Annotated in this window: 22 protein-coding genes; 14 read left to right on the top strand and 8 right to left on the bottom strand. The window is 42.9% G+C overall.

The annotated features are described in order from the left end of the window. Positions 1-8: 8 nt before the first annotated feature. Positions 9-854: a GH25 family lysozyme gene (locus ACHBIF_RS02905; RefSeq protein ID WP_172009361.1), complete on the bottom strand. Its 846-nt coding sequence runs from the start codon at positions 852-854 to the stop codon at positions 9-11. A 222-nt stretch (positions 855-1,076) separates the two neighbouring features. On the opposite strand from ACHBIF_RS02905, the gene ACHBIF_RS02910 reads away from it, so the two are divergent. From ACHBIF_RS02910 to tpiA, 8 genes are all read left to right on the top strand, one after another. Further along, positions 1,077-1,565 carry a hypothetical protein gene (locus ACHBIF_RS02910; protein ID WP_394718536.1) on the top strand — a complete coding sequence of 163 codons (489 nt, stop codon included), beginning with the start codon at positions 1,077-1,079 and terminating at the stop codon, positions 1,563-1,565. Next, positions 1,562-1,954, top strand: a complete 393-nt coding sequence (locus tag ACHBIF_RS02915) for a DUF4430 domain-containing protein (protein WP_105123088.1) — start codon at positions 1,562-1,564, stop codon at positions 1,952-1,954. Before ACHBIF_RS02910 ends, ACHBIF_RS02915 begins: the two co-directional genes overlap by 4 nt. Positions 1,955-2,224: 270 nt before the next feature. Then, complete coding sequence (locus tag ACHBIF_RS02920; RefSeq protein WP_394718539.1) at positions 2,225-3,457, top strand: FtsW/RodA/SpoVE family cell cycle protein; 1,233 nt, start codon at positions 2,225-2,227, stop codon at positions 3,455-3,457. Between the two features lie 8 nt (positions 3,458-3,465). Then, positions 3,466-6,162: a phosphoenolpyruvate carboxylase gene (ppc, locus tag ACHBIF_RS02925; RefSeq protein WP_394718541.1), complete on the top strand. Its 2,697-nt coding sequence runs from the start codon at positions 3,466-3,468 to the stop codon at positions 6,160-6,162. Positions 6,163-6,284: 122 nt separating this feature from the next. Then, positions 6,285-6,782: a sigma-70 family RNA polymerase sigma factor gene (locus ACHBIF_RS02930; protein ID WP_172009373.1), complete on the top strand. Its 498-nt coding sequence runs from the start codon at positions 6,285-6,287 to the stop codon at positions 6,780-6,782. Then, positions 6,769-7,722, top strand: a complete 954-nt coding sequence (locus ACHBIF_RS02935; protein ID WP_394718543.1) for an anti sigma factor C-terminal domain-containing protein — start codon at positions 6,769-6,771, stop codon at positions 7,720-7,722. The genes ACHBIF_RS02930 and ACHBIF_RS02935 overlap by 14 nt, the downstream gene beginning before the upstream one ends. 123 nt (positions 7,723-7,845) lie before the next feature. Continuing rightward, a complete protein-coding gene (gene tuf, locus ACHBIF_RS02940; RefSeq protein WP_012775011.1) occupies positions 7,846-9,042 on the top strand; it encodes an elongation factor Tu in 1,197 nt (398 codons plus the stop codon). Positions 9,043-9,215: 173 nt separating this feature from the next. Then, positions 9,216-9,968, top strand: a complete 753-nt coding sequence (tpiA, locus tag ACHBIF_RS02945; protein WP_105161087.1) for a triose-phosphate isomerase — start codon at positions 9,216-9,218, stop codon at positions 9,966-9,968. Between the two features lie 53 nt (positions 9,969-10,021). On the opposite strand, the gene ACHBIF_RS02950 is transcribed toward tpiA, so the two are convergent. From ACHBIF_RS02950 to ACHBIF_RS02980, 7 genes are read right to left on the bottom strand one after another with little or no spacing between them, the layout of a single operon-like run. Next, the gene (locus ACHBIF_RS02950; RefSeq protein ID WP_105123093.1) at positions 10,022-11,662 is read right to left on the bottom strand and encodes a polysaccharide biosynthesis protein; all 1,641 of its coding nucleotides are present in this window, start codon (positions 11,660-11,662) and stop codon (positions 10,022-10,024) included. Positions 11,663-11,690: 28 nt separating this feature from the next. Further along, positions 11,691-12,923 carry a peptidoglycan bridge formation glycyltransferase FemA/FemB family protein gene (locus tag ACHBIF_RS02955; RefSeq protein WP_394718550.1) on the bottom strand — a complete coding sequence of 411 codons (1,233 nt, stop codon included), beginning with the start codon at positions 12,921-12,923 and terminating at the stop codon, positions 11,691-11,693. Positions 12,924-12,942: 19 nt separating this feature from the next. Beyond that, the gene (locus tag ACHBIF_RS02960; RefSeq protein ID WP_394718552.1) at positions 12,943-14,172 is read right to left on the bottom strand and encodes an aminoacyltransferase; all 1,230 of its coding nucleotides are present in this window, start codon (positions 14,170-14,172) and stop codon (positions 12,943-12,945) included. 9 nt (positions 14,173-14,181) lie between these two features. Beyond that, a complete protein-coding gene (locus tag ACHBIF_RS02965) occupies positions 14,182-15,417 on the bottom strand; it encodes an aminoacyltransferase (protein WP_105123096.1) in 1,236 nt (411 codons plus the stop codon). Next, a complete protein-coding gene (locus ACHBIF_RS02970; protein WP_394718555.1) occupies positions 15,417-16,634 on the bottom strand; it encodes an aminoacyltransferase in 1,218 nt (405 codons plus the stop codon). The genes ACHBIF_RS02965 and ACHBIF_RS02970 overlap by 1 nt, the downstream gene beginning before the upstream one ends. Then, entirely contained in the window at positions 16,634-17,443 is an 810-nt protein-coding gene (gene yidA / locus ACHBIF_RS02975) for a sugar-phosphatase (protein ID WP_105123098.1), read from the bottom strand. The genes ACHBIF_RS02970 and yidA overlap by 1 nt, the downstream gene beginning before the upstream one ends. Beyond that, entirely contained in the window at positions 17,433-18,746 is a 1,314-nt protein-coding gene (locus ACHBIF_RS02980; RefSeq protein ID WP_394718557.1) for an HD domain-containing protein, read from the bottom strand. The genes yidA and ACHBIF_RS02980 overlap by 11 nt, the downstream gene beginning before the upstream one ends. A gap of 100 nt (positions 18,747-18,846) precedes the next feature. On the opposite strand from ACHBIF_RS02980, the gene ACHBIF_RS02985 reads away from it, so the two are divergent. From ACHBIF_RS02985 to queG, 6 genes are all read left to right on the top strand, one after another. Continuing rightward, entirely contained in the window at positions 18,847-19,764 is a 918-nt protein-coding gene (locus tag ACHBIF_RS02985; protein ID WP_105161094.1) for a sulfite exporter TauE/SafE family protein, read from the top strand. After that, entirely contained in the window at positions 19,742-20,128 is a 387-nt protein-coding gene (locus ACHBIF_RS02990; protein ID WP_172079544.1) for a DUF1934 family protein, read from the top strand. The genes ACHBIF_RS02985 and ACHBIF_RS02990 overlap by 23 nt, the downstream gene beginning before the upstream one ends. A gap of 211 nt (positions 20,129-20,339) precedes the next feature. Then, a complete protein-coding gene (locus ACHBIF_RS02995) occupies positions 20,340-23,024 on the top strand; it encodes an HAD-IC family P-type ATPase (protein ID WP_172067585.1) in 2,685 nt (894 codons plus the stop codon). A 91-nt stretch (positions 23,025-23,115) separates the two neighbouring features. After that, positions 23,116-23,529, top strand: a complete 414-nt coding sequence (locus tag ACHBIF_RS03000; protein WP_105110300.1) for a TM2 domain-containing protein — start codon at positions 23,116-23,118, stop codon at positions 23,527-23,529. Positions 23,530-23,716: 187 nt separating this feature from the next. Next, positions 23,717-24,208, top strand: a complete 492-nt coding sequence (locus ACHBIF_RS03005) for a VanZ family protein (RefSeq protein WP_172022525.1) — start codon at positions 23,717-23,719, stop codon at positions 24,206-24,208. A gap of 38 nt (positions 24,209-24,246) precedes the next feature. After that, positions 24,247-25,374 carry a tRNA epoxyqueuosine(34) reductase QueG gene (gene queG, locus ACHBIF_RS03010; RefSeq protein ID WP_105161084.1) on the top strand — a complete coding sequence of 376 codons (1,128 nt, stop codon included), beginning with the start codon at positions 24,247-24,249 and terminating at the stop codon, positions 25,372-25,374. Positions 25,375-25,403 lie beyond the last annotated feature (29 nt).

Below are 25,403 nucleotides of genomic sequence, written 5' to 3' on the forward strand. Positions count from 1 at the left end.
TTTAGTTGTTACTCAGGAACGGTAAAGAGCTTTTGATAGACCTCGTTAGGGTCTTTTAAGCTAGTGATGATGTTGAGGTCCAGATGGTATTTAAAGCCATTCAAGTAACCTCGTGAAGTATATTGGTGAAGGTCGTAGGGCAAATCAGTGTTGGGAGCGGCATTGTAGTAACCCGAGTCCGTCCCATAGGTTGGAATCCACAGGGCATCAAACTTATCTACTGTGATGCTATGTTCATCCATAAAATAGGTGCCAATATAGAGTCCAATATTTTTAGCACCAAGGTCTACCAACTCCTGTCTAAAAGCCTCGACGCCGGCATCCATATCGCCCATGGTCTTTTCCTCAACGTCCATCCAATAGAAGGTTGGCTTGTAAGGCGAAGACAGCTTGTAGAAGGATTGGGCTTCTTTTTTCATGGCTTCTATAGAATTTCCTGTCACATAAGCATAGACAGCGATGGGAACTCCCCGCTTTTGAAATTCTTCAATATGCTGCTTATAGGACTTGTCAATTCCATTTTTATCGGTGGCAGAGTTTTCTTTCTTTGTATGGGAACCACTCTGAATCCGGATAATAGCTCCAGAAATCTGTTCGCTGAGCGTATCGTAGTCGATATCCTCAGGTCGTTGCCATGCGGAAACGTCAATGATTGGCTTCATTTCTAAAGCATTCTCTATGACATAGGTAGAGCTTGCGCTTGTGATCTTCTTTGCTTCTTTTTCTATTTGGGCTTCTTGAATTGCTGCCGCCCGTTTTTCAGCTTGGATAGCCATGGTCCGGGTCAGGAGAATCAAAGAAGTGAATAGAGCAAAGAAAACAATCACAATGATAGGTTTGATTCTTTTTCTCATCTTTTTCATTTTAACTCAAAGATCTGGAAAAATCAAAAAAAATAGTCTCATTTATGCAGGAAATAGCTAACTTTCATCCGCTTGACATATCCTGGCTATTGGGGTATGCTACTAATGGATATAAGAACCTGTCATTAGAGGACGGAACCTTTCTCCGTTGCGAGTTTGTCCAACAAGTTTCTTGCATGAGAATACAGGTCCTAAAAATGAAGTAGGAGTTGCATGACTGCCCAGAAAATTAGTAGAATTGCTATCTTAGCCAGCCTTTGCATAGCACTTCGATTTGCCTTTTTTCCTTTTGCTAATATCAAGCCCATTACAGCTATATTTTTAGTCGCCAGCCTTTTTTTGCCCATGGCAGATGCTTTCTTCATCATGGCTTTGACCATGGTTGGGACGGCTATTTATATGGGGTTTGGGATAGTTGTTTTGTGGCAGATTCTCAGTTTTGCAGCTATCATGCTAGTGTGGAAATGGGTATGGTCCGGCCTGCGGTTGAGCTCTTGGAATTCAGTCCTCATACCTATGTTGTTAGCTGCTGTAGTCACCTTTCTATATGGATTGGTCATTAGTCTTCTGTCAGCCCTACAATTTGGGGTCAATCCATGGGTCTATTGGCTAAATGGCTTAAGTTTTGATGTGGCCCATGCAGTATCAACTGCCTTATTTTACCCAATTATTGACGGGATTTTTCGGAGGTTTATAAAATGAAACGGTTACTAAGAATTTGTGTTAGTGTCCTATCTGTCTTGGTTTTGCTAGGGTGTTCGACAACGAGTAACCAGCCTACAGCTAGCAGTCAGGTAGAGGAAACCAGTCAGCTACTTGAGGCCACTTTGAGGATTACGACTGATGGTCAGAATTCTACCGAAAATGTCCGATTTGAAGCTGGTGATTCTGTCATGGATGTCCTGGAAGAGTACTACGATATCGAGGAAGAAAACGGCATGGTTACGGTCATCGACGGAAAAAGTCAGGATCCAGCCAGCAATACCTACTGGATGTATAAGGTCAATGGTAGCTTGGCAGAAAAAGGTGCTGCAGAACAAATTCTACAAGAAGGCGACGATGTTGAATTCTACCTTGAAAGCTTTCAATAAACTCAAATAGCTAGAGCACTTAAACAAACTAGGTCAGAGGATTGCCTCTGGCTTTTTATATGCTTTGAAAAACAAATTATAGTTGTGAAAATGGTCAATTGACATTCCTGATTTTGCAGAGAAATAGGCCGGTATATTTTATTAAAATTGAGTGAACAGAATAATGTTCCTTATTTTTGAATCTGCTTGGCTATTCTCTCGTTTTTTGATGAAACTATGCTATAATAGAAATAATATACAGCATAGAGCTTGTTTTTTATAGGAGGACCAATGAAGATTGATAAACGGCATTTGCTGAACTATTCTATTCTCTTGCCCTATCTGATTCTTTCAGTGATTGGCTTGATTATTGTCTATTCAACAACCAGTGCCCTACAAATACAAAAGGGCGGAAATCCTTTTAGCATGGTCATTAGCCAGGGACTTTTCTGGATTCTGAGTTTGGTAGCCATGTCTATCATCTACCGGATGAAATTGACGGTCCTGAAGAAGAGGGGGCTGATTCGCTTATTTCTCCTCTTGGAAGTAGCCATGTTGGTCGCGTCGCATTTCTTTGATCCGGTCAATGGTGCCCACGGTTGGATTCGCTTGGGACCGGGGGGGATCATCGGTCTCCAACCGGCGGAATACTTGAAATTATTGATTGTCTGGTACCTGGCGGCACGATTTTCCGCTATGCAGAGGGATATCCAGGTCTATGATTACCAGGCCTTGATTAAGGGAAGCTGGATGCCCAAGGCCTTTAATGATTGGCGGATTGTCAGCCTGTTTTTCCTGGGGTTGGTAGCCAGCCTACCCGATTTGGGGAATGCTACGATTGTAGTTTTGATTATTTTGGTCATGGTAACGGTCAGTGGTGTGGCTTATCGCTGGTTCTCAACAGTCCTGCTGGGCTTGGTCCTGGGAGCAACCATTTTGTTGGGCTCCATTCGGATTTTAGGGGTTGATTTGGTGGCACGGATTCCCGTCTTTGGCTATATTGCCCGTCGCTTCTCAGCCTACTTCAATCCCTTTGAAAACGCGACAGAATCAGGTTTGCAGCTGACCAATTCTTACTACGCCATGAGTAATGGCGGTTGGCTGGGCAGAGGCTTGGGAAATTCTATTGAGAAAAATGGCTATCTGCCAGAAGCCCATACAGACTTTGTCTTTTCCATTGTCATCGAAGAATTAGGCTTTGTCGGAGCCTCCCTGATTCTCGCCCTCTTATTCTTTTTGATATTGAGAATTATTGTGGTGGGTATCCGGGCTAGACGCCCCTTCAATTCCATGATGGCTTTGGGAGTAGCAGGGATGATGCTGATTCAGACCTTTGTCAATGTCGGTGGTATTTCCGGCTTGATTCCCGCTACGGGAGTGACCTTCCCCTTCCTATCACAAGGAGGGAATAGCTTGTTGGTTATTTCTATAGGAATTGCCTTTGTTTTAAATATTGATGCAAATGAAAAACGGGAGCTCTGGGAAGAGGAAATAGAGCAGACTATGGCTAAAACAGAAAGTTAGGGAGAAATATGAAAATTCAGAAGTTAGAAAACTACAACAACAAGGATGCTATCAAGGAAGAAGTTGCTATCCTAACCACTATCCTTGAAGAGGTAGCTGGGCAGATGATGTCTGCAGAGATCTTTCAGAAAATTTTGGAGCTTTCTCAGCTCTCGCATGAGGATGACTACCAAGCCTTGATTGATATTATCGGCCAGTTAAATAATGACGAATTGGCTGTGATTTCTCGCTATTTCGCTATCTTACCTCTCTTGATTAACATCTCTGAAGATGTGGACTTGGCCTATGAAATCAACCATCAAAATAATATTGGTCATGATTATCTAGGAAAAATTTCCACAACAATTGATATGGTGTCCAAACATGAAGATGCGGCTGAAATCCTTGAAAAACTCAATGTCGTTCCTGTCTTGACGGCCCACCCAACTCAGGTTCAACGCCAGTCCATGCTGGATTTGACCAAGCATATCCACGAATTGCTCCGTCGTTACCGCGATGTCAAATTGGGCTTGATGAACCGGACCAAGTGGGAAGACCAACTGCGTCTTTATATCGAAATCATCATGCAGACGGATATGACGCGGGAGAAGAAACTCAAGGTTACCAATGAAATTACCAATGTCATGGAGTATTACAATTCCTCCTTCATTAAGGCAGTGACCAAGCTCCAAGGGGAGTACAAGCGTCTGGCTGCCGAGAAGGGCATTGAGTTGGATAATCCGCGTCCTATTACCATGGGTATGTGGATTGGTGGTGATCGTGACGGAAACCCATTTGTGACGGCCGAAACCTTGAAATTATCAGCCCTGACCCAGTGCCAAGTGATTATGAACTATTACGATGAGCAGCTTTACAAGCTCTACCGTAATTTCTCACTGTCGACCACTATTGTCAAGGTCAGTCCGGCAGTTCAGCAATTGGCTGATTTGTCACAGGATCAGTCTGTCTATCGTGAAAACGAACCCTACCGCCGTGCCTTCCATTATATCCAGATGAAGTTGGCAAACACGCGTGATTACCTCGTGCACAACAAACCAGCTGATGATCGCTATGAAAACGTTGCTGCTTTCAAGGCTGACCTGCTGGCTATCAAGAAATCCCTGAAAGAAAATAAAACAGCGGCACTGATTAAGGGAGATTTGACAGAGATCTTAGAAGCGATTGAAGCCTTCGGCTTCTACTTGGCCAGCATCGACATGCGCCAGGATTCATCTATCTTAGAAGCAAGTGTAGCAGAGCTCCTAGCATCTGCACGGATCGTTGAAGATTATTCAAGCCTGTCAGAAGAGGCTAAGTGCCATGTGCTCCTCAAACAATTGGAAACAGACCCACGCATCCTGTCAGCAACCCATGTAGCCAAGTCAGAGCAGTTGGAAAAAGAGTTGGCAATCTTTGCTACAGCGCGTGAACTCAAGGATAAGCTAGGTGAAGAGGTCATCAAACAGCACATCATTTCCCACTCAGAGAGCGTATCAGACTTGCTAGAATTGGCAGTCTTGCTCAAGGAGGTTGGTCTGGTTGATGTCGACAAGGCCCGTGTTCAGATTGTTCCACTCTTTGAAACCATTGAAGATTTGGACAATGCTGCTGCTACCATGCGAGATTATCTGAAATTAGACCTGGCCAAACGCTGGATTGCTGGCAATAAATATTACCAGGAAATCATGTTGGGCTATTCGGATTCCAATAAAGACGGTGGTTATCTGTCATCAGGCTGGACCCTCTACAAGGCCCAGAATGAATTGACCCAAATCGGTCAAGAAAATGGTGTCAAGATTACCTTCTTCCATGGCCGCGGTGGTACGGTTGGTCGTGGTGGTGGTCCATCATATGATGCCATTACCTCCCAGCCATTCGGTTCTATCAAAGACCGTATCCGTTTGACCGAGCAGGGCGAGGTGATTGGTAATAAATATGGTAACAAGGACGCAGCTTACTACAATCTGGAAATGCTGGTGTCTGCAACGCTGGATCGTATGGTAACGCAGATGATTACGGATCCGGATGAAATTGGTAGTTACCGTGAAACCATGGATGAGATTGTGGCGGATAGCTATACTATTTACCGCGACCTGGTCTTCAATAATCCTCGTTTCTACGATTACTTCTTTGCCGCGACGCCAATCCGTGAGATTTCCAGTTTGAATATCGGTTCTCGTCCAGCAGCCCGTAAGACCATTACTGAAATCGGTGGGCTCCGTGCCATTCCTTGGGTATTCTCGTGGTCACAAAACCGTGTCATGCTGCCAGGTTGGTATGGTGTTGGTTCTAGTTTCAAACGCTATATTGACAAGGCGCCTGAAAATCTAGCTAAACTACAAAAAATGTACGAGAGCTGGCCTTTCTTCCGTTCACTCTTGTCAAATGTAGACATGGTCTTATCTAAATCCAACATGAACATCGCCTTTGAATACGCCAAAATGTGTGAGACAGAGGAAGTTCGCAATATCTTCCATACCATTTTAGATGAGTGGCAGCTGACTAAAGACATGATTTTGTCTATTGAGCAACATGAAGAGTTGCTAGACGAACTGCCTTTCCTCAAGGCCAGTCTGGACTACCGCATGCCTTACTTCAATATTCTTAACTATATCCAAATCGAGCTCATTAACCGCCTCCGTCGTGGGGAGCTCAGCAAGGAGCAGGAAAGCCTGATTCACATCACCATTAACGGTGTGGCGACAGGCCTCCGAAATTCAGGATAAGAGACGAAAACAACTTCTGCGGAGGTTGTTTTTTGCTTGTCAAAAAATATATAATGGATATAGAAAAGTTGTGTAACCGATTGCAGATTCATTCGTTATATTAGTGAAGGGAGGGGAGCAGTATCAAACTAGATGATTATGAAAAAGAAGTCATTGCTATAGCTGAGGAAATTTCCTACTATCTGCAACAGTCAGGCGCCAATCCTGCAGATAGCCAGGATATTGCCCAGGATGTTCTGGTCAAAATTCTCACCTCCGATATTGTCCTTCCTTTCGAGAAACTCAGGGCCTGGCTCTATCGATCGGCTGTCCGAGCTTACATTGACAAATACAGGCGGGACAAACATTATCATGACATCTTACAGAAGGAATTTTTCCACCAAAATGGTTGGACAAAATTTGACGACAGGTCTTATGAGCCGCTCTATCGGGCAATAGCAGAGCTGCCGAGCAAGTATCAGCTAGTCTTGGACCTCTACTATTTTCAGGAGATGACAACCAAGGAGATTGCCAAAATTTTAGGTCAATCTCAAGGCTTAGTTAAAATCAATCTCCACAGAGGGCGGAAACAATTGGCCAAGACCTTGACAGAAAAGGGGTATCACTATGAAGACTTTTGAAATTGTAACCAAGAAGAGTAGAAGGAAACACCTGCTAAAAACAATCAGCTTATCCCTGCTCATTGGTTTTGTTTTTCTTTTTATTGGTTCTTGGATGGTTAAAATGATTTACGGTGCACGCATTAATAGCGAGCGAGAACGGTACAATTTGCTGACAGAAATCGCCTATCCCAACATTCGCCATGATGGGATAAAAATACAAGAAACGGGATTTTTTTCAGGTAAAATCTACTATAATTTGAGCAAGGATATAGCTGGTGTCCCTATTTCTTTTGGCCAAAGGGAAGTCTACTTTACCCTCTTTAGTATGCACTATGACCCTACTCAGAACTCCCCAGGGGCTAGTTTTGATTTTCTCTATGATTATTCAAGCAATACCAAGCTTCCCACCTTTACGGAATGGGGAGAAAAGGAACAGCTCAAATATCTTAAGGACATGGACGGTCAGCTGGTTGAAGTAGCCATCACATTTGACAAAAAATACAGCTTGGGTCAGATCAAGCAGATGATTCCAGAAAATCTTAAGCAAAATTGGTACTGGATTGGAACCAGTCACAGGGACCGTACCTTGGTGACTCCGGATGAGCTGTTCGGCTTCAAAGAGCAGAGTCTGAGAAGTTTTCCAGCTGATATTCCAGCAGAACACCAGGTGGAGTTCAAATCTGGCATCCAAATGATGAAGGAATATATTGAACTCTCCAAAAAAGATAAGGGAAGTTTTGACCGAGCTCCTCTAAATGATGTAGAAGACTATATTGCTAAATTCGGCGATACAGACTTCACTAAGCAGGAGGAAATTGACAAGCTAGAATTTGCTGGTGTCATCCTGACAGGACCGGCAGAAAACTTTGTTTCCTTAGAAAATCAAACTTGGATAGCATCCTCAAGCATCGGTGCTTCCATCAAAAATCAGCCCTATTATCAGCTCTACATGGAATAAATCACAAAAAAAATAGAAAATGCTTGCATTTCTGCTACAATTTGATAGAATAGTAAGGTAAAGTTAGACCGTATTGCCTACTGTCTATCTATAAAATATATTTTATTGGAGGCTTTTACCAAAATGGCAAAAGAAAAATACGATCGTAGTAAACCCCACGTTAACATTGGTACAATTGGACACGTTGACCACGGTAAAACTACTTTGACTGCAGCTATCACAACTGTATTGGCACGTCGCTTGCCTTCATCAGTTAACCAACCTAAAGACTATGCGTCTATCGATGCTGCTCCAGAAGAGCGCGAGCGCGGTATCACTATCAACACTGCACACGTTGAGTACGAAACTGAAAAACGTCACTATGCTCACATCGACGCTCCAGGACACGCGGACTACGTTAAAAACATGATCACTGGTGCTGCTCAGATGGACGGTGCGATCCTTGTAGTAGCTTCAACTGACGGTCCAATGCCACAAACTCGTGAGCACATCCTTCTTTCACGTCAGGTTGGTGTTAAACACCTTATCGTCTTCATGAACAAAGTTGACTTGGTTGACGATGAAGAATTGCTTGAGTTGGTTGAAATGGAAATCCGTGACCTTCTTTCAGAATACGATTTCCCAGGTGATGATCTTCCAGTTATCCAAGGTTCAGCTCTTAAAGCTCTTGAAGGTGACTCTAAGTACGAAGACATCGTTATGGAATTGATGAACACTGTTGATGAGTACATTCCAGAACCAGAACGCGACACTGACAAACCATTGTTGCTTCCAGTCGAGGACGTATTCTCAATTACTGGTCGTGGTACTGTAGCTTCAGGACGTATCGACCGTGGTACAGTTCGTGTCAACGACGAGATCGAAATCGTTGGTCTTCAAGAAGAAAAATCTAAAGCAGTTGTTACTGGTGTTGAAATGTTCCGTAAACAACTTGACGAAGGTCTTGCCGGCGATAACGTTGGTGTGCTTCTTCGTGGTGTACAACGTGACGAAATCGAACGTGGTCAAGTTATCTCTAAACCAGGTTCTATCAACCCACACACTAAATTCAAAGGTGAAGTTTACATCCTTACTAAAGAAGAAGGTGGACGTCACACTCCATTCTTCGACAACTACCGTCCACAGTTCTACTTCCGTACAACTGACGTAACTGGTTCAATCAAATTGCCAGAAGGTACTGAAATGGTAATGCCTGGTGATAACGTAACTATCGACGTTGAATTGATCCACCCAATCGCCGTTGAACAAGGTACTACTTTCTCTATCCGTGAAGGTGGACGTACTGTTGGTTCAGGTATGGTTACAGAAATCGAAGCTTAATTCGATTACGTTCCCAGATATAACAATTATAGTCAGACAACTTAATTGTAAACTCTCTGTCTCTGGCAGGGAGTTTTTCTGTATGCTTTCATAAAAGGCATGAAATACTTTAATCTTCCATGACTTTGTGATATAATGAACCTTGTACAATAAAAATAGAAGAGGTATGTGAAATGTCACGTAAACCAATCATTGCCGGTAACTGGAAAATGAACAAAAATCCTCAAGAAGCACAAGCTTTCGTTGAGGCGATTGCAGGTAAATTGCCTGCTGGCGATAAAATCGAAGCAGCTATCGCAGCTCCAGCTGTTGATTTGAACGCTCTTTTGTGGTTCGCTAAGAATTCTGAATTGAAAGTTGCTGCTCAAAACTGCTACTTTGAAGATGCTGGTGCCTTCACTGGTGAAACATCTCCAAAAGTATTGGCTGAAATGGGTGTTAACTATGTGGTTATTGGTCACTCAGAACGTCGTGATTACTTCCATGAAACAGATGAAGACATCAACAAGAAAGCACACGCTATCTTCCGTAATGGTTTGACACCAATCATCTGCTGTGGCGAGTCACTTGAAACATACGAAGCTGGTAAAGCAGTTGAATTTGTAGGTGCTCAAGTTTCTGCAGCTTTGAAAGACTTGACTGCTGAACAGGTAGCATCACTTGTGATTGCTTATGAGCCAATCTGGGCAATCGGTACTGGTAAATCAGCTACTAAAGACGATGCACAAAATATGTGTAAAGCAGTTCGTGACGTTGTTGCTGCTGACTTCGGTCAAGAAGTGGCTGACAAGGTTCGTGTTCAATATGGTGGTTCTGTAAACCCATCAAACGTTGCTGAATACATGGCGTGTCCAGACGTTGACGGTGCCCTCGTTGGTGGTGCGTCACTTGAAGCGGAAAGCTTCTTAGCATTATTAAATTTTTAATAAAATAAAAAATAGGATTTCCTACGACGTGATGGTGGGAAATCCTATTTTTATTATTTGGGTGTAATGTTGAATTTTCTTCGTAGAGAATTTGCCTTCGTCCCAAGAATATCATCAAGAATCTGTGATCTTAGAGTTAGGTAGCCGTAAGTAAGAACACCAATACCAGATAAGAGCACTAGTTTAATCAACATGGTTAGTTTTCCAGTACCGATTAGGAATAAATCCAGACCAATTCTCCCAAGGAAGACAAGTGTTCCCATTAGGATTGTGGCAAATAGAACTTGGATAAGGTGTTTTATGAGTAGGCTTTGATCAAGTCCCACCAACTGGTGGATACGGCGATACATAAGAATGATGGCGGTTAAGGTAGCCAAACTAGTTGCTGCAAGTGGACCATTTGAATGAAATAGGTAGATGAATGGAATCTGTAAAATAAGTTTTACGATGAAACCAATAAGGAAGTAACTAATCGCTCGTTTGCCTTCGAAAAATGCTAATAGAGTTGGTGATAAAAGTCCATACACGGATAAGAATAATGTCTGAATTAGTGCATGGTTGAATAATTGCAGGGCGATCGATTCCGGTTGGGAATAGAAAATAGTATACAGTTCATTTGAAAGGAGCAGGGCACCAGTAAGAGCTGGGATGATGAATAGATTCATCAATTTTATATTGTGTTGCAATAAACTAGCAGAAGCTTCGTGATCTTTTTTCAAGAAATTAGCTGTTAAAAGTGGGATGCTAATACCACCTATTGAATTGACAATTGAAATTAAAATCATGACAATTTTATTGGGATTGGCCGACATATAGGAGTAGAGAACCATTAACCGTTTGACATCAAAGTTTGTTACGGATTCCATCACTCGTATATAGGTCATTTGATCAATCAACTGGTAGGCTTGGATAGCAGATCCGATAATGATAAATGGAATAGCTTCTTTAAAGGTTTCAATTACTAAGGATGTAACATCAATTTCCAATGTAGACGTTTTTGGTTTTTTTAGAAGGTGAAAAAGTCCTTCTTTTTTTAGGAAATAAAGCAATACGATAACACTGGCGACCATACCAATAAATGCTGCCAATGTTGATTGCATAACTGCAACTTTATAGTCTCCATTGCCCACCTGCATAATCATATATGTGGTCAGTAACATCCAGATGACGCGAATAATTTGTTCCCAAATTTGACTAAGTGCATTTGGTTTCAAATTGGCATAGCCCTGAAATATCCCACGAATCGTTGACATTGCTGGGAATACAAGGACTGAAAGGCATAGACTATGGAGAATTGGAACTAAATCGTGCCCGAGTCCCATACCTTCAGATAATAGTGGAGAAGTGAAGTACATCAAGGTGGAAAAGAAGAGGCCAGAGACAACCATTAGTTTCAAAAAGCCATTTATCAATGCTGCAATTGTTTCGGTTTGATTCTGTACGCTGTAGCGTGCAATTTGTTTAGAAAGGGCGACATTGATACCAGATGTTGAAAAAAGTAGGATGGTTGCATAAATATTATAACCCATAGAAAAGAGGGCATTGGCTTCATTTGCAAATTGGCCCATCCAATAATACCATGGAATAATATAAAGTGCTCCAAGTAATCTACTGATGAAATCACTGATAGTGGACCAAAATGTTCCACGTAGCATTTGATCTTTTTGTGTAAGCTGATTTTGTGTTTGTGTCATGTGTTTCTCAATTTTTTCTACTAAGAAGTTACGAGCGTCGCAAAAATTTTTTGATCAATTGATAGAACTGATACTTATAAGGTCTTGGAAGGTAGGTAAAAACGCCAGGAGTTCTCATGATATAGCCATTAAAATTCTGTTTAAAGCGAAGGACGCCGTCTTTTCCATCAAACTGACCGCTAAAACAGAGAAAATTATATGTATATATTCCTTTGGTTATTGCTTTCTTCATAACATACTCTTGCAAAAGTGTAGGAGCAGGGAATGAGCTGAATTCTGGATAGGATCCCCCATGAAGATAGTAAGCTTCTTTATCAAGATATACGAATAATCCAGCGGATAGGTAAGTTTCTTGATTGCCATATCGTTCTACCAGCCTCTCCGCTTCACTTAATTTTTTTTGCTGGGCTTCTATTTGTATTTGGAGAGTGTTTAATCTAGTTTTTAACTTTGATTTGTCAGGGGTCTCACTCAGCTGGGCTTCCACTGGTTTGATTTCAGCTTGCAATTGGTTTATAATTTCTGAAATTTTTTCTTTGTATTCTTGGAAATTAATAGTTGTTACAAGAAAATCAGCTCCCTCTTCTCCCCAAGTATCGAAAATAACTTTATAATATTCGAGATCCTTATCCTCGAATCCTTGACGTTTAGAAGTAGCGGATGTAATGGTATGAAATAAATCAAGTTCATCTCTTGAGATGCTTTTTATTTTAATACCTAGCTCATGCCCCTTTTTAGCTTGTCGAATACCATTTTTACTAAAGGATGCTGTAAGTGTATCAACAGTTACAGCAGATAGATCTTTCAGATAGTACCAGTCTCCACTATCAAATCCCACTTGTAATCCTTGATGTTGATAGCCCAAATCAATTAAATCCTTGATGATTAGATCTCGTGGTTCGCAGGTTGGATTGCCATAACTATCAAAAGTTTGATAAGTTGTAAAGGGTTTTACTACTAGCTCGAGTACATTAAGTTTTTTGGCAAATTGTTTCAATTCCTGAAAGAAGTCTTTCAAATAACGAGGATCGGTAAAGACTGGACCGTTGTGTAATTCCATATGAAGCCCCCCTGCAATAGTGCTACTAAATAGAACACCGGAAACTTTCACATCTCCCTCAACCTCATAACCTACAATCTTGACGTCGTAGCCTCTTTTTGCTAAGTGGCGAGCCATTTGAGGAGATTGTTCATAGAATTGACGATTCGCTTTTTTGATATGTTCCTGGAACAATTCGTCAGTTATTAGCTCTAAAGACATAGGAGTCCTCCTAGATTTATCAATATCGACCTAAAACTTTCTTGACAACTTGAATGAGACTGTGCTTAAGTGGATTTGGATAGTACATGAATACTCCGGGTGTACGTTTAATATAGCCGTTAAAATTCTGCTTAAATCGTAGCACACCATCGCTTCCATCAAACTGTCCACTTATCCCTAAGAAGTTATAGGACTGGCATCCGCGCTTGATAGCTTCAAGCATTACATGTTCTTGAAGTATTGCTGGCGCATAGAATTTATTAAATTCAGGATAGGAACCACTATTGAGATAGTAGGCTTCCTTTTTTAGGTAGACAAAAAGGCTTGCACAAAGTGGGACATCTTGTTGCCCATATTTTTCTATCATGTTTCGTGCTTCTTCTTTACGGATTTCAAATGTTTCATACTGACTCTTGAGTTCGCGTAATTGATTTTGCTTTTTTTCTGAAGTTGGATTTTGGAGCAGGTCAACTTGGAGTTGATCAATCTTACCTGATAGTCCCTCTTGTTCTCGAGCCAAATTGTCTAAATAGTTCTTGAAATTCAAGCTAGCGACAAGAAACTCTGCCTTATCACCGAAACTATCATATAGGTACTCATAATATTCTAACGGTTTGTCATTAAAATCTCGTCTATCGGAAGTTGCAACTGTTATTTTTTGGAAAAGTGCCAATTGATCCCGCTCTAACTTACGGATGGAGATGCCAAATGTTTTAGCTTTCTTTATGAGTGGCTTCCCTTTCTTACTAAAAGATTGAAATAGATTTTCTTGAGTTAGACCGGTCAGATCTTTGATGTAGTACCAATCCCCTGTAGAATAGCCGACATGTAATCCTTGATGATGGTATCCAATAGAGGTTAATTGGTCAATGATGGTATGATTGATGTCCGTAGTTGGATTGCCATTGGTATCAAATTCCTGTAGGGATTGGTAGGGTTTTACCTTGAGTTCAATAGCCTGCATTTTTTTTGCGAAGTGTTGTAATCCCTTATAAAAATCCTGAAGATAGGTTTCATCAGTACAAATAGGTCCATTGTGAAGTTCCATATGGAGTCCACCAGCAATTGGAGTGCTAAATAAGATAGCGGATACTTTCAAATCTCCTTCTACTTCATAACCTAGGATGGTCACTTCATAGCCCCGCTTTTTTAACAGACTGGCCATTTCTGGAGATTGCTCAAAAAGTTGGGATTTTGCTTGATCAATGTGGGCTTGAAATTCTTGTTCAGTGATTACTCTTAATGTCATATATTTCCTTTATTTTCTGCCTAAAATAGTTTTTAAGGAGCGAATGAGTTTATATTTTATAGGATGTGGGTAGTAACGAAAGGTTCCCATTTTTCGTACGATTGTCCCATTAAAGTTTTGTTTGAAACGGAGAACGCCGTCGCTACCGTCAAATTCTCCACGAATGCCTAAAAGGTTGTAGAAAGGGATATTTTTATCTAGGGCTTTTCGCATAGCGAATTCTTGAAGGGCAACAGGGGCATAAAAAGCATTGAATTCTGTCAATGAACCGCTGAAGAGATAGACAAGTTCATGGTCGGTATAGACGAAAAGGCTGGCTGCTAGATCGATATCAGCTTCGCCATACTGGTCAATCCATTTCAAGGCTTCTTCTTTGCGGGTTTCAAAGCTCATTACCTGGCTGGTCAACTCGCGGTGCTCGTTTTGTTTTTTTCTAGAATTTGAATTCTTATCTAGTTCTTCTTGGACAGCATCCAATTTTTGTTGGACCTGCTTTTGGCTATCTTCCAAGTGTTGGAGATAGACGCGGAAGTTAATGCTAGCCATAGTGAAGGCAGCCTTTTCGCCAAAGGCATCGAAAAAGTCTTGGTAATAGTCTAGAGATTTATCTGGATATTCTCTTCTTTCTGAGGTGGCGGAAGTGATGGCTTTGAATCGTTCCAGTTGGTCTCTGTCCAACTCACGGATCGTTAGTCCAAAACTATTGGTTTTCTTGACGAGTGTTTTTCCTTTCTTACTAAAGGACGCAAACAAGCTATCTTGAGTCAAGGTTGACAGGTCTTTTACATAGTGCCAGTCTGGTTCTCCTCCTGGATAACCTGTCAAAAGTCCGTCGTGTAAGAATCCGTTGTCGGTCAAGTCTTTGATACGATCTGGCTGTTCAGGCCCAGTAGCCTTTCCGTCGCTGTCAAAGGTTTGGTAGCTGTCATAGGGTTTGACTAAGACTTGCAAGGCACCGCGTTCTTTGGCATAGGTTTTGAGCAAGCGGTAGAAGTGGTGCAAGTATGCCGGGTCTTGGCAAACAGGTCCAGAATTAATTTCCAGATGGAGGCCACCGGTCATCGGAATTGCATAGATAATAGCAGATACAAGAGTTTGCCCTTTGTCAGTCAGGCCGATATAGCGAACATCCATGCCACGTCTTCTTAGGAGTTCAGCCATCTCCTCCGTTTGCATGAATGAACGCTGTGAAACTTGATTGGCATGTTTCTGATAATCTACTAAATTCAGTTCAATTAGCTGCATTAGTGTCGGTTCCTTAATTGTTTTCGGATTGTATAGACGGTGGTTGTTAATTTGTAGAGGAAGCGATTTACTGGGACGGTAAATTCCCCAAGATACTCTTCAATGAGAGGGTTGAATTTTGATTTAAAACTAAAGAGCCCACCATCTAGTTGGTTTTCAATCCCTCCCATATTTTGCCATGAGGCACCGCGATTAAACGCCTGTCTTGCTGTTTCATACCAAGTCAGAATGGCAGGTTGGTAACGGCGGTATTCTTCATCCATTCCAGCATAGAGATTGTCAGAAGTTGGGCCAAAATCAACTGAAAGTGTTGCAGCAAGAGAGGCAAGGTGATGCCCCTCAGCTAATTTCTTTTCCAGGAAAGCCAGTTCTTCTAATGTTTTTTCTGTATCTTCACTATTTTGGGATCGCTTACCTGGCTTAGTCTTTTCTGTAAATTTAAGAGCTTCCTGTGTCAATTTCTCTTTTTGAGCAAGGAGTGTGCTATAACGTTTATCTAAATCCAACTGCGTAATGGTTATAAAGGAATGTTCTGGATAGGTTGTCAGTATTTTTTCATAATAGGCTTTATCTCTCAAAGAGATTGATTTGCGTTTCTCAGTTTTTTTCATGAGTGCAGCAAATTCATCTAGCCATTCGACGCCCCCAACTTGAACTACAAGTCCTTTATTCAAGGATGTGCGAATGGTTTGGCGTGTGCTTTTCGACAGAGTTTCGTCGGAAAAGTAGTCCCTGTGGATATTAGCTTGAAAACGGGGTTGGATACTTTGTGCCATATCCTGAGTCCGTCCTGTCCATTCAGCACCTGCCTTGTGGAGAATGGCTAGTTGTGCAAGGGTTGTAGGGTTTTCTTCAACTTCATGTCCAATTTTGTACTGTTTGAGTAGGAGGGCTGGGTCAAATTTAATGAAGAGGGCTCGCTTGATTTTGCCGAATTTTTTTAGAGAAGCAAGGACAAATTGAACCAAGTCTTGGTTTGAGTAGTCCATAATCGGACCACGTGGAATATAGAGCATGCTAAAGCCAGCAGGTAAGGGGCGGATTAGGACAGAAGCAACGGCCACTAAACTGTCATCTTGGTAGAATCCCAAGCGCTCATTCCCCCAGTTGTCCTTAATCTTTGCCCAGGAGCTGCTTTGCAGGAGGTTGACCTGTTCATGGATTTTTACAAATTGGTCGTGTTCCTCGGCGGAGATGCCGATTTTATATGTAAACATTAGTCTAATACCCACTCTCTAAGGGCGTAGGCAACGCCCGATTCGTCATTTGATTTGGTAATGTACTTGGCGATTTTTTTTAATTCGGAATTGCCATTTTCCATGACAACAGGACTGCCAACCACCTCTAGCATAGAGCGGTCGTTTTCCTGGTCGCCGATGGCCATGGTCTGATCCATAGTCAGGCCTAATTTAGCAGCCAGCTGAATAATGGCCTGGCCCTTATTGACTGTCTTAGGTGTGATTTCTAAGTAAAATGGGGCTGATTTTGCGACATTGTACTTATCAGTCAGGTTGCTAGGTAGTTGTGGAATAGCAGCATCTAGTACTTCAGCCTCATCGACCATCATGCATTTGATGATTTCCTTGCCCACCATTTCCTCTGAGGTTCTATAAAAGACCGGCGAGCTCACCAACATGGCCTCATAGACAGTGTACTTGCCGATATTGCGGTTAGCAGTGTACATGCCTTCCTTGGTGCTTGCATGCATAGGCAAGTTGAGCTTGCGGGCAGCCAGTTCAATATCCAAATAATCATCGTATGAAAGCGTGTCTTTGACAATATCTTCGCCGGTAGCTGCATCCTGGACTAAGCCACCGTTGAAGGTGATTACGTAATCACCAGCCTCTGTCAGGTTGAGCTGGTCTAGGATTGCACGGACACCAGAAATAGGTCGTCCTGTGGCGATAACAATTTTGACACCTGCTTTTTTAGCATCCTGAATAGCCTGGAAGACCTCAGGTGTGATTTCGTGTTGGCTGTTTAAGAGGGTGCCGTCGATGTCGATAGCAACTAGTTTAATGGTCATGTTGGTCTCCAATTACAAATTGATCATTGTGAACATGGCTGATAAATGCCGCTGTTTGCTGGGAGAAAATCCCAGACTCATCCAGCATTTCCTTGGGGAAATAGAAACGGCTGTCGCCATGAATGGTTCCAGATAGGGCAGCGACGATAGGAGAGAGGGCAGATAGTTCTACCAAAATCTCATCCTTGCGGTGGATTTCAATCTGGGTCCGTTTTTTCTCGGCATTGGGCCTGTAGATATCGTAAGGCAGGTCAAAATTATGGTGGATAGCTGTATAGTATTCGGGGTCAAAGCCGACATCGGCCACCAGGCTGCGAAGAGAGTCTAATTGAGCCTCTTGCTCGGCCTTAAAGGTAATGGACTTGAAGACCTTACGATTGATATAGCGCTGGGCCAGGTCCGACAAAATGCGGTCTGGTCCGTCAACCCAAGACTGGAAGTAGGTATTCATAACCCCGTCGTCCAAGGACAAGTAGTCTGCTAGGGTAATGCGATGTTCGAAAAATGGCAGCAGTCGTGGTGAGGTTCTGGCAAAGAAATCCTGCTCGCTAGTATAGAGCAATTTAGCACGGTTGAGCAGGTTTTGCAGCAGGACCTCCATAGAGCGGCTGGCTGGGTGGAAGTAGACCTGCATATACATCTGGTAACGGCTGAGGACATAGTCTTCCACCGCATGCATCCCCGACTCCTTAAAGGCAATGCCATTTTCAGTCGGACGAATAACTCGGAGAATGCGGGTCAAATCGAATTCCCCATAGTTGGTGCCTGTAAAGTAGGAATCCCGAAGGAGGTAGTCCATTCTGTCCACATCAATCTGGCTGGAAATCAACTGGACCACCTGTTTATTGGGATAGGTATGGTTAATGACGCTGGCGACTTTATCTGGAAAATCAGGGGATACCTGCCTCAGAATGCTGTTTATTTCTGTTTCTGGACTGCTAATGATGGAGCAGGTCATTTCCTCATGGTCGGTATCAAAGAGGCGCTCAAAAGTGTGGGAATAAGCCCCGTGGCCCACATCATGCAAGAGAGCAGCCACCATGGTCAGGAGAGAATCAGACGAGTCCCAGAGTTCGGCATACTTGTCTTCAAATTTTTGGGTAATCCGTCTGGCAATTTCATAGGCACCGAGACAGTGGGAAAAACGGCTGTGCTCACCACCATGGAAGGTATAGGAAGTGGTTCCCAATTGCTTGATGCGGCGCAGTCGTTGAAATTCTTTGCTGTTAATTAGTTTGTAGATAAGTTCATGGTCCACATGGACGTAGTTATGAACCGGATCACGAAAAACTTTTTCAATCATAACCTTCATTATAGCAAAAAAATAGATTTTTTTCTTCAATTTGAGGCACTACAAGGATATTGAGATGTACCCCGGTGCAGTTTTTGAGTATAATGGAGGAATGACAGATCAACTTATTTTGCGTGCCATTCAGTTCTTGCTGATGGGCTTGATTATTTACATACTTTATTTGATTTTTTCCCATATCTGCAAGCATAAAATATCCATAACAGACCGCTTTTGGACAGGGTTTGGTATTGGCTTTGTGACGGACTTGTTGGATACCTTGGGTATTGGAACCTTTGCGACGACCACCAGTCTCCTCAAGGCGACCAAAATCATCCAGGACGACCGGAAAATTCCAGCAACTATGACTACGGCCCACATTATTCCAATTTTGATAGAGGCCTTAATTTTCATCACTATTGTTGAGGTGGAAATGACCACCCTAGTACCTCTCGCGATAGCAGCCTTTGCAGGAGCCTCGGTTGGTGCACGGGTGAGTCAAGATTGGGATACCCGCAAGGTTCAGCGTGTCTTGGGGATTTTGTTGCTAGTGGCGGCGGGCATCATGGTCTATCGTATGATAACTAATCCTGGTGCTGACCTAGATAACGCCGTTCGTGGTTTGACGGGCTGGAAATTGTTGGTCGGCATCATCTTTGACTTTTTCATTGGCATGTTGCTTAGCATGGGCCTTGGAAATTATGCACCGGAATTGATTTTCTTTTCCCTGATGGGTATCAGTCCAGCAGTAGCTCTGCCTGTTATGATGCTCAATGCGGCAGTCATGTTATCAGCAGGTGCACGACAATTTATTCAGTCTGGTCGTGTCAATTGGCCAGGCGTTCCAGGAATTATCCTGGGAGGAGTGCTTGGCGTTCTGACAGCGGCCTTCTTCCTGTCCAATCTCGATATAAATAAGCTGAAAGTGCTGGTTGTTTTCATCGCAGCCTATACAGGCCTCATGTTGCTCCGCTCATCCTTTATCAAAAATGCCAAACAGGAGAAAGTATATGCAGATTCGCTTGAGAAATGAAATTGACCTGGACGGTCAGCTAGAAGTGGTAGACCAGGTCTTTCCGGTAGATGTCAAGGAAAAAGACGGTTCCCTCTATCTGCTCTATACCAATGACGAGAAGGAAAAAGTAGCGATTAAATGTGGTGAGGCCGAGCTAACCATGACGCGCTTTTCCAATCCCAAGTCCATTATGCGCTTTCTGGCGGATGGTGAGGCTGTCGTGACCATTCCCACGCCCATGGGTATCCAGCATTTTGTGACCCATACCAAAGGATACCAGCTGGATAGGGAAAATCAATCGGTTTTACTGGCTTACGATTTGAAGGGACTAGAGAACCAACAACTCTTTGCTTCCTATCAAATGGAAATTTCTTGGAAATAAAACGTTTTCAAGTGTAAATCTATTTGACCTGTCAAAAAATTTTGGTATAATAGAGGACAAATCGAGGGAGTAGCTAACGGACTTGTCCGTGATAGTGTCGTCAATCCGAAAATCGTTTCCGGCACTATCTTAAATAGCGAGACTTGTTTTAATAAAACAGGTCTCTTTTTTATTTCTTTAAGTAAAAAGGGGATCGAAAAGGAGAAAAACAGTGTCAAAAGAACAAAAACGCGATTTGTTTTATACGCAAAGCGAAGAGCAAGTATTGTCTAGCTTAGGTTCATCCTTGGACGGTTTGACCAGCGACGAAGCTGGTAAGCGTCTGGGAGAATATGGTCGTAACGAATTGGATGAGGGTGAAAAACGTACCCTTCTGGCTAAATTCCTAGACCAGTTCAAGGACTTGATGATTATCATCTTGATCGGTGCAGCCATTCTTACAGTTATCACTGAAGGTTCACACGGTTTGACAGATGCCATCATCATCTTGGCCGTAGTTATCCTCAACGCAGCCTTCGGTGTTTACCAAGAAGGTCAAGCTGAGGCAGCCATCGAAGCTCTTAAAAACATGTCTAGCCCAGTGGCGCGTGTCCTTCGCGACAACCATGTCACTGAGGTGGATTCAAAAGAATTGGTTCCAGGTGATATCGTCTTGCTCGAAGCAGGTGATGTCGTTCCAGCCGATATGCGTCTCTTGGAGGCTAACTCCCTCAAAATCGAAGAAGCCGCTCTTACTGGTGAATCTGTTCCTGTTGATAAGGACTTGAGTGCTGAATTGGCAGAAGATGCGCCAATCGGTGACCGTGTCAACATGGCCTACCAAAACTCAAACGTGACCTACGGTCGCGGTCTTGGTGTGGTAACCAACACAGGTATGTTTACTGAGGTTGGTCACATTGCGGGCATGCTGGCAAATGCAGATGAGACAGATACACCATTGAAACAGAACCTGCACCAATTGTCTAAGGTCTTGACCTACGCCGTTTTGATTATTGCAGTTATCACCATGTTGGTATCTGTATTTGTCCGTGGTGAAGGTATCTTGCCAGCCCTTATGACATCCGTTGCCCTTGCGGTTGCGGCGATTCCAGAAGGTTTGCCAGCTATTGTTACTGTTGTCCTCTCGCTTGGTACCCAAGTATTGGCTAAACGGAATTCTATTATCCGTAAGTTGCCAGCGGTTGAAACACTTGGTTCAACTGAAATTATCGCTTCCGATAAGACTGGTACCTTGACCATGAACCAAATGACGGTTGAGAAAGTCTATACAAACGGTCAATTGGTGGATGCTAAAGAAGCTTTGGATGCTAGTAATACAACGCTTCGTGTTATGAACTTCGCCAACGATACAAAGGTTGACCCAACTGGTAAATTGATTGGTGACCCAACTGAAACAGCTCTTGTTCAATTTGGTTTGGACAAATCCTTCGATGTTCGTGAAGTTTTGGCTAGCGAGCCACGTGTAGCTGAATTGCCATTTGACTCAACACGTAAATTGATGTCTACCATTCACCAACAAGCTGCAGGCAATTTCTTTGTAGCGGTAAAAGGTGCACCAGATCAGTTGCTCAAACGTGTGACTCAGATCGAAGAAAACGGCACTATCCGTCCGATTACAGATGCGGACAAGGATGCTATTCTTGCAACCAACAAATCACTTGCTAAGCAAGCTCTTCGTGTCCTCATGATGGCTTACAAGTATGTGGATGCTATCCCAGAATTGGAATCTGAAATTGTGGAAAATGACCTTGTCTTCTCAGGTTTGGTGGGTATGATTGACCCTGAGCGTCCAGAAGCAGCTGAAGCTGTTCGTGTCGCTAAGGAAGCGGGTATCCGTCCAATCATGATTACAGGTGACCACCAAGATACAGCTGAGGCTATTGCCAAGCGTCTTGGTATCATTGATGAAAACGATACAGAGGACCACGTATTTACAGGTGCTGAGCTCAACGAATTGACAGACGAAGAGTTCCAAAAAGTCTTCAAGCAATATTCAGTTTATGCGCGTGTGTCTCCAGAGCACAAGGTTCGTATCGTTAAGGCTTGGCAGAATGACGGTAAGGTTGTTGCCATGACTGGTGACGGTGTAAACGATGCACCATCGCTTAAGACAGCCGACATCGGTATCGGTATGGGTATCACAGGTACGGAAGTTTCAAAAGGTGCCTCTGATATGGTCCTTGCAGATGATAACTTTGCAACTATCATCGTAGCGGTTGAAGAAGGGCGTAAAGTCTTCTCAAACATCCAAAAAACGATTCAGTATCTTTTGTCAGCTAACACTGCTGAGGTATTGTGTATCTTCCTTGCAACCCTCTTTGGTTGGGATGTATTAGAGCCAGTTCATCTCCTTTGGATTAACTTGGTAACCGATACCCTTCCAGCTATCGCTCTTGGTGTCGAGCCTGCTGAGCCAGGTGTTATGCAGCACAAACCTCGTGGACGTAACTCAAGCTTTTTCTCAGGTGGTGTCTTGAGTTCTATCGTCTACCAGGGTATTCTTCAAACAGTACTTGTCTTGGGAGTTTACGGTTATGCTCTTCTCTACCCAGAGCACAGCACCTACGCTGAAATCCACGCAGATGCTCTTACTATGTCTTACTTGACGCTTGGTTTGATCCAGTTGGTACATGCCTTCAACGTTAAGTCTGTTTACCAATCTATCTTTACCGTTGGTCCATTTAAGAATAAACTCTTTAACTGGTCTATCGTAGCTGCCTTCTTGCTCTTGATGGCAACTTTGGTAATTCCAGGATTCAATACCTTCTTCAAGGTTTCAATCTTGACACCAACTCAATGGTTGGTAGCAATTATTGGTTCAGGACTCATGGTTGTCGTTGTTGAAATTGTCAAATTTGTACAACGTAAAATGGGCTTGGATGAAAAAGCAATCTGATTTGAATAGAATGAGCTAACTCAGGAAACTGGGTTAGTTTTTTTGTTGAAGTTGGCATAAGGGAGTGGTAAACTAGAGGAAAGGAGTTTTTATGAATTACCCACAAACCTATGTTTTGAACAACAGCTCGTCTTTCCCTAGTGAAAAATTGCCCCTCTTGCAGCAGGAACTGGCTGGTCTTGACGATTCAGCTCTCAATGCTTTGATGATGGTACCCTTGAAGAATCCTCTGGTGGCTCTCTTGTTGGCTATTTTCTTTGGTGAATTGGGAGTGGACCGTTTTTATGTTGGAAATAAGGAATTAGGATTTCTCAAGCTGGCTGCCATGGGCATTACCTTTGTCCTTATGTTTGTCTTGATTGGTTTTCTACTTTTGCCTTTGATTTACCTCTGGAAACTAATCGACTGCTTTTTGATTATGAAGGCTTGTAAGGAGGCCAATTACCAGCGTCTGATGAAACAGATTTATGAATTTAAGGCCTTTCAAGAAGGGCATCATATTTAGCGAAACTCGGTCTGACCGGGTTTTCTTTCTTTACAGGTGTGGAAAGTTTGAGCTGATTTTGTCACAGAAGTGTCATTTTTGAACCTTCTATTTGTGGTATAATGATAGAGCTTGTGTTCAAAGATGGACACTTTTATATCAGTTAACGGTGAACTCGGGTTTGATATGTAGCTTGAAGGGAGGAGTCATGATGACAAGAAAGATAGCACGAATTTCTTTTATTATCTATCTGCTGGTGCTGATTTGGATCATCGTTTTTAAGATGGATTTGTCCACTTTGTACGGTCGCTATGGCTATGCCAGTCTCAATCTCATTCCTTTTGCTGGGACGGCTGTTTATAATGGTGTTCTGGATTATCCAGAAATCATTTTTAATATTGCCAGCTTTATTCCCTTTGGGTTCTACATGGAAATAATCTTTCGGAAGGCCGAGTGGGAGCGAAATTTAGCTGTCATTCTGCTGGCCAGTCTGGGCTTTGAAGTGGTGCAATACCTGCTCCTGTTGGGGGTGGCAGACATCACGGACCTGCTGGCAAATGGTCTGGGCGGAGCCATTGGGATTAACCTCATGTACCAGGCGACGGCTGTTTGGCGGGAAAAGGCCTACTGGAGAATGACTATTTTTGCTGGCCTGGCTACAATTTTCTTCATTCTTTTAACTTATTTTTATATCTACTAGCTTGAAAAGCATATACTAAATTTGTTACAATAGACATAATGACAATCAAAGAAGAAATTATCAAATTGTCCCAAGAAATTGGCATTTCTAAAATTGGCTTCACCACAGCGGATGATTTTGATTATTTGGAAAAATCCCTGAGGGCTGGAGTCGAAGAGGGGCGAACAACAGGTTTTGAGCATAAGAATATTGAGGAACGGATTCGGCCAAGATTAAGTTTAGAATCCGCCAAGACCATTATCTCCATTGCTGTAGCCTATCCACGTCACTTGCCGGTCAAGCCGGTCAAAACCCAGTACAAGCGCGGTAAGATTACGCCCAATTCTTGGGGCTTGGATTATCATTATATTCTCCAAGATAAGTTGGAGCGCTTGGCTCGTGGCATCGAACAACTGACTGAGGGCTTGGAATACAAGGCCATGGTAGATACGGGCGCCCTTGTTGATACGGCTGTAGCCAGACGGGCAGGTATTGGCTTTATCGGCAAAAACGGCTTGGTCATCTCCAAGGAATTTGGTTCCTATATGTTTCTTGGGGAATTAGTGACCAATCTGGACATTGAACCCGACCACCCAGTTGATTATGACTGTGGTGATTGCAACCGCTGCGTTGAGGCCTGTCCGACCTCCTGCCTGATTGGAGATTCGACCATGGATGCGCGACGATGTCTGTCCTATCAAACTCAGGACAAGGGCATGATGGACTTGGAATTTCGCAAGAAAATCAAGACCGTTATCTACGGTTGCGATATTTGCCAGATTTGTTGTCCTTACAACAAGGGAATTTCCAGTCCCCCTGTAGTAGAAGTGGATCCCGATTTGGCTGAGCCGGAGTTAATTCCCTTTCTGGACTTGTCCAATGGGCAATTCAAGGAAAAATTTGGCATGATTGCAGGCTCTTGGCGGGGGAAAAATATTCTCCAGCGCAATGCTATTATTGCACTGGCCAATGCCAATGACCGCTCTGCCATTCCCAAACTGATTGAAATCATAGATAAGAAGCAAAATCCGATCCACATGGCGACAGCGATTTGGGCTCTGAGCCAGCTGGTTAAGCAACCCAATCAGGAGCTGGTAGACTTTATCGCAAGTCTGACTTCTGATCATGAGGATGTGCGTGCGGAGCAGGCTGCTTTCTTAGAACTGGTGAAATCTAGGCAACTATGATATAATGAAAAGATAAAATTTTGAACGAG

The organism is Streptococcus sp. A11, from assembly GCF_043674225.1.
Lineage (GTDB): Bacteria > Bacillota > Bacilli > Lactobacillales > Streptococcaceae > Streptococcus > Streptococcus suis_V.

What these genes read in the sequence shown, in the direction of transcription:
- ACHBIF_RS02955 (WP_394718550.1), bottom strand. Translation starts at nt 12,923, where the DNA reads ATGTCTTTAGAGCTAATAACTGACGAATTGTTCCAGGAACATATCAAA.
- tuf (WP_012775011.1), top strand. Translation starts at nt 7,846, where the DNA reads ATGGCAAAAGAAAAATACGATCGTAGTAAACCCCACGTTAACATTGGT.
- ACHBIF_RS02910 (WP_394718536.1), top strand. Translation starts at nt 1,077, where the DNA reads ATGACTGCCCAGAAAATTAGTAGAATTGCTATCTTAGCCAGCCTTTGC.
- ACHBIF_RS03005 (WP_172022525.1), top strand. Translation starts at nt 23,717, where the DNA reads ATGATGACAAGAAAGATAGCACGAATTTCTTTTATTATCTATCTGCTG.
- ACHBIF_RS02915 (WP_105123088.1), top strand. Translation starts at nt 1,562, where the DNA reads ATGAAACGGTTACTAAGAATTTGTGTTAGTGTCCTATCTGTCTTGGTT.
- ACHBIF_RS02960 (WP_394718552.1), bottom strand. Translation starts at nt 14,172, where the DNA reads ATGACATTAAGAGTAATCACTGAACAAGAATTTCAAGCCCACATTGAT.
- ACHBIF_RS02970 (WP_394718555.1), bottom strand. Translation starts at nt 16,634, where the DNA reads ATGTTTACATATAAAATCGGCATCTCCGCCGAGGAACACGACCAATTT.
- ACHBIF_RS03000 (WP_105110300.1), top strand. Translation starts at nt 23,116, where the DNA reads ATGAATTACCCACAAACCTATGTTTTGAACAACAGCTCGTCTTTCCCT.
- queG (WP_105161084.1), top strand. Translation starts at nt 24,247, where the DNA reads ATGACAATCAAAGAAGAAATTATCAAATTGTCCCAAGAAATTGGCATT.
- ACHBIF_RS02980 (WP_394718557.1), bottom strand. Translation starts at nt 18,746, where the DNA reads ATGATTGAAAAAGTTTTTCGTGATCCGGTTCATAACTACGTCCATGTG.
- ACHBIF_RS02905 (WP_172009361.1), bottom strand. Translation starts at nt 854, where the DNA reads ATGAGAAAAAGAATCAAACCTATCATTGTGATTGTTTTCTTTGCTCTA.
- ACHBIF_RS02920 (WP_394718539.1), top strand. Translation starts at nt 2,225, where the DNA reads ATGAAGATTGATAAACGGCATTTGCTGAACTATTCTATTCTCTTGCCC.
- ACHBIF_RS02985 (WP_105161094.1), top strand. Translation starts at nt 18,847, where the DNA reads ATGACAGATCAACTTATTTTGCGTGCCATTCAGTTCTTGCTGATGGGC.
- tpiA (WP_105161087.1), top strand. Translation starts at nt 9,216, where the DNA reads ATGTCACGTAAACCAATCATTGCCGGTAACTGGAAAATGAACAAAAAT.
- ACHBIF_RS02935 (WP_394718543.1), top strand. Translation starts at nt 6,769, where the DNA reads ATGAAGACTTTTGAAATTGTAACCAAGAAGAGTAGAAGGAAACACCTG.
- ACHBIF_RS02990 (WP_172079544.1), top strand. Translation starts at nt 19,742, where the DNA reads ATGCAGATTCGCTTGAGAAATGAAATTGACCTGGACGGTCAGCTAGAA.
- ACHBIF_RS02965 (WP_105123096.1), bottom strand. Translation starts at nt 15,417, where the DNA reads ATGCAGCTAATTGAACTGAATTTAGTAGATTATCAGAAACATGCCAAT.
- ACHBIF_RS02950 (WP_105123093.1), bottom strand. Translation starts at nt 11,662, where the DNA reads ATGACACAAACACAAAATCAGCTTACACAAAAAGATCAAATGCTACGT.
- yidA (WP_105123098.1), bottom strand. Translation starts at nt 17,443, where the DNA reads ATGACCATTAAACTAGTTGCTATCGACATCGACGGCACCCTCTTAAAC.
- ppc (WP_394718541.1), top strand. Translation starts at nt 3,466, where the DNA reads ATGAAAATTCAGAAGTTAGAAAACTACAACAACAAGGATGCTATCAAG.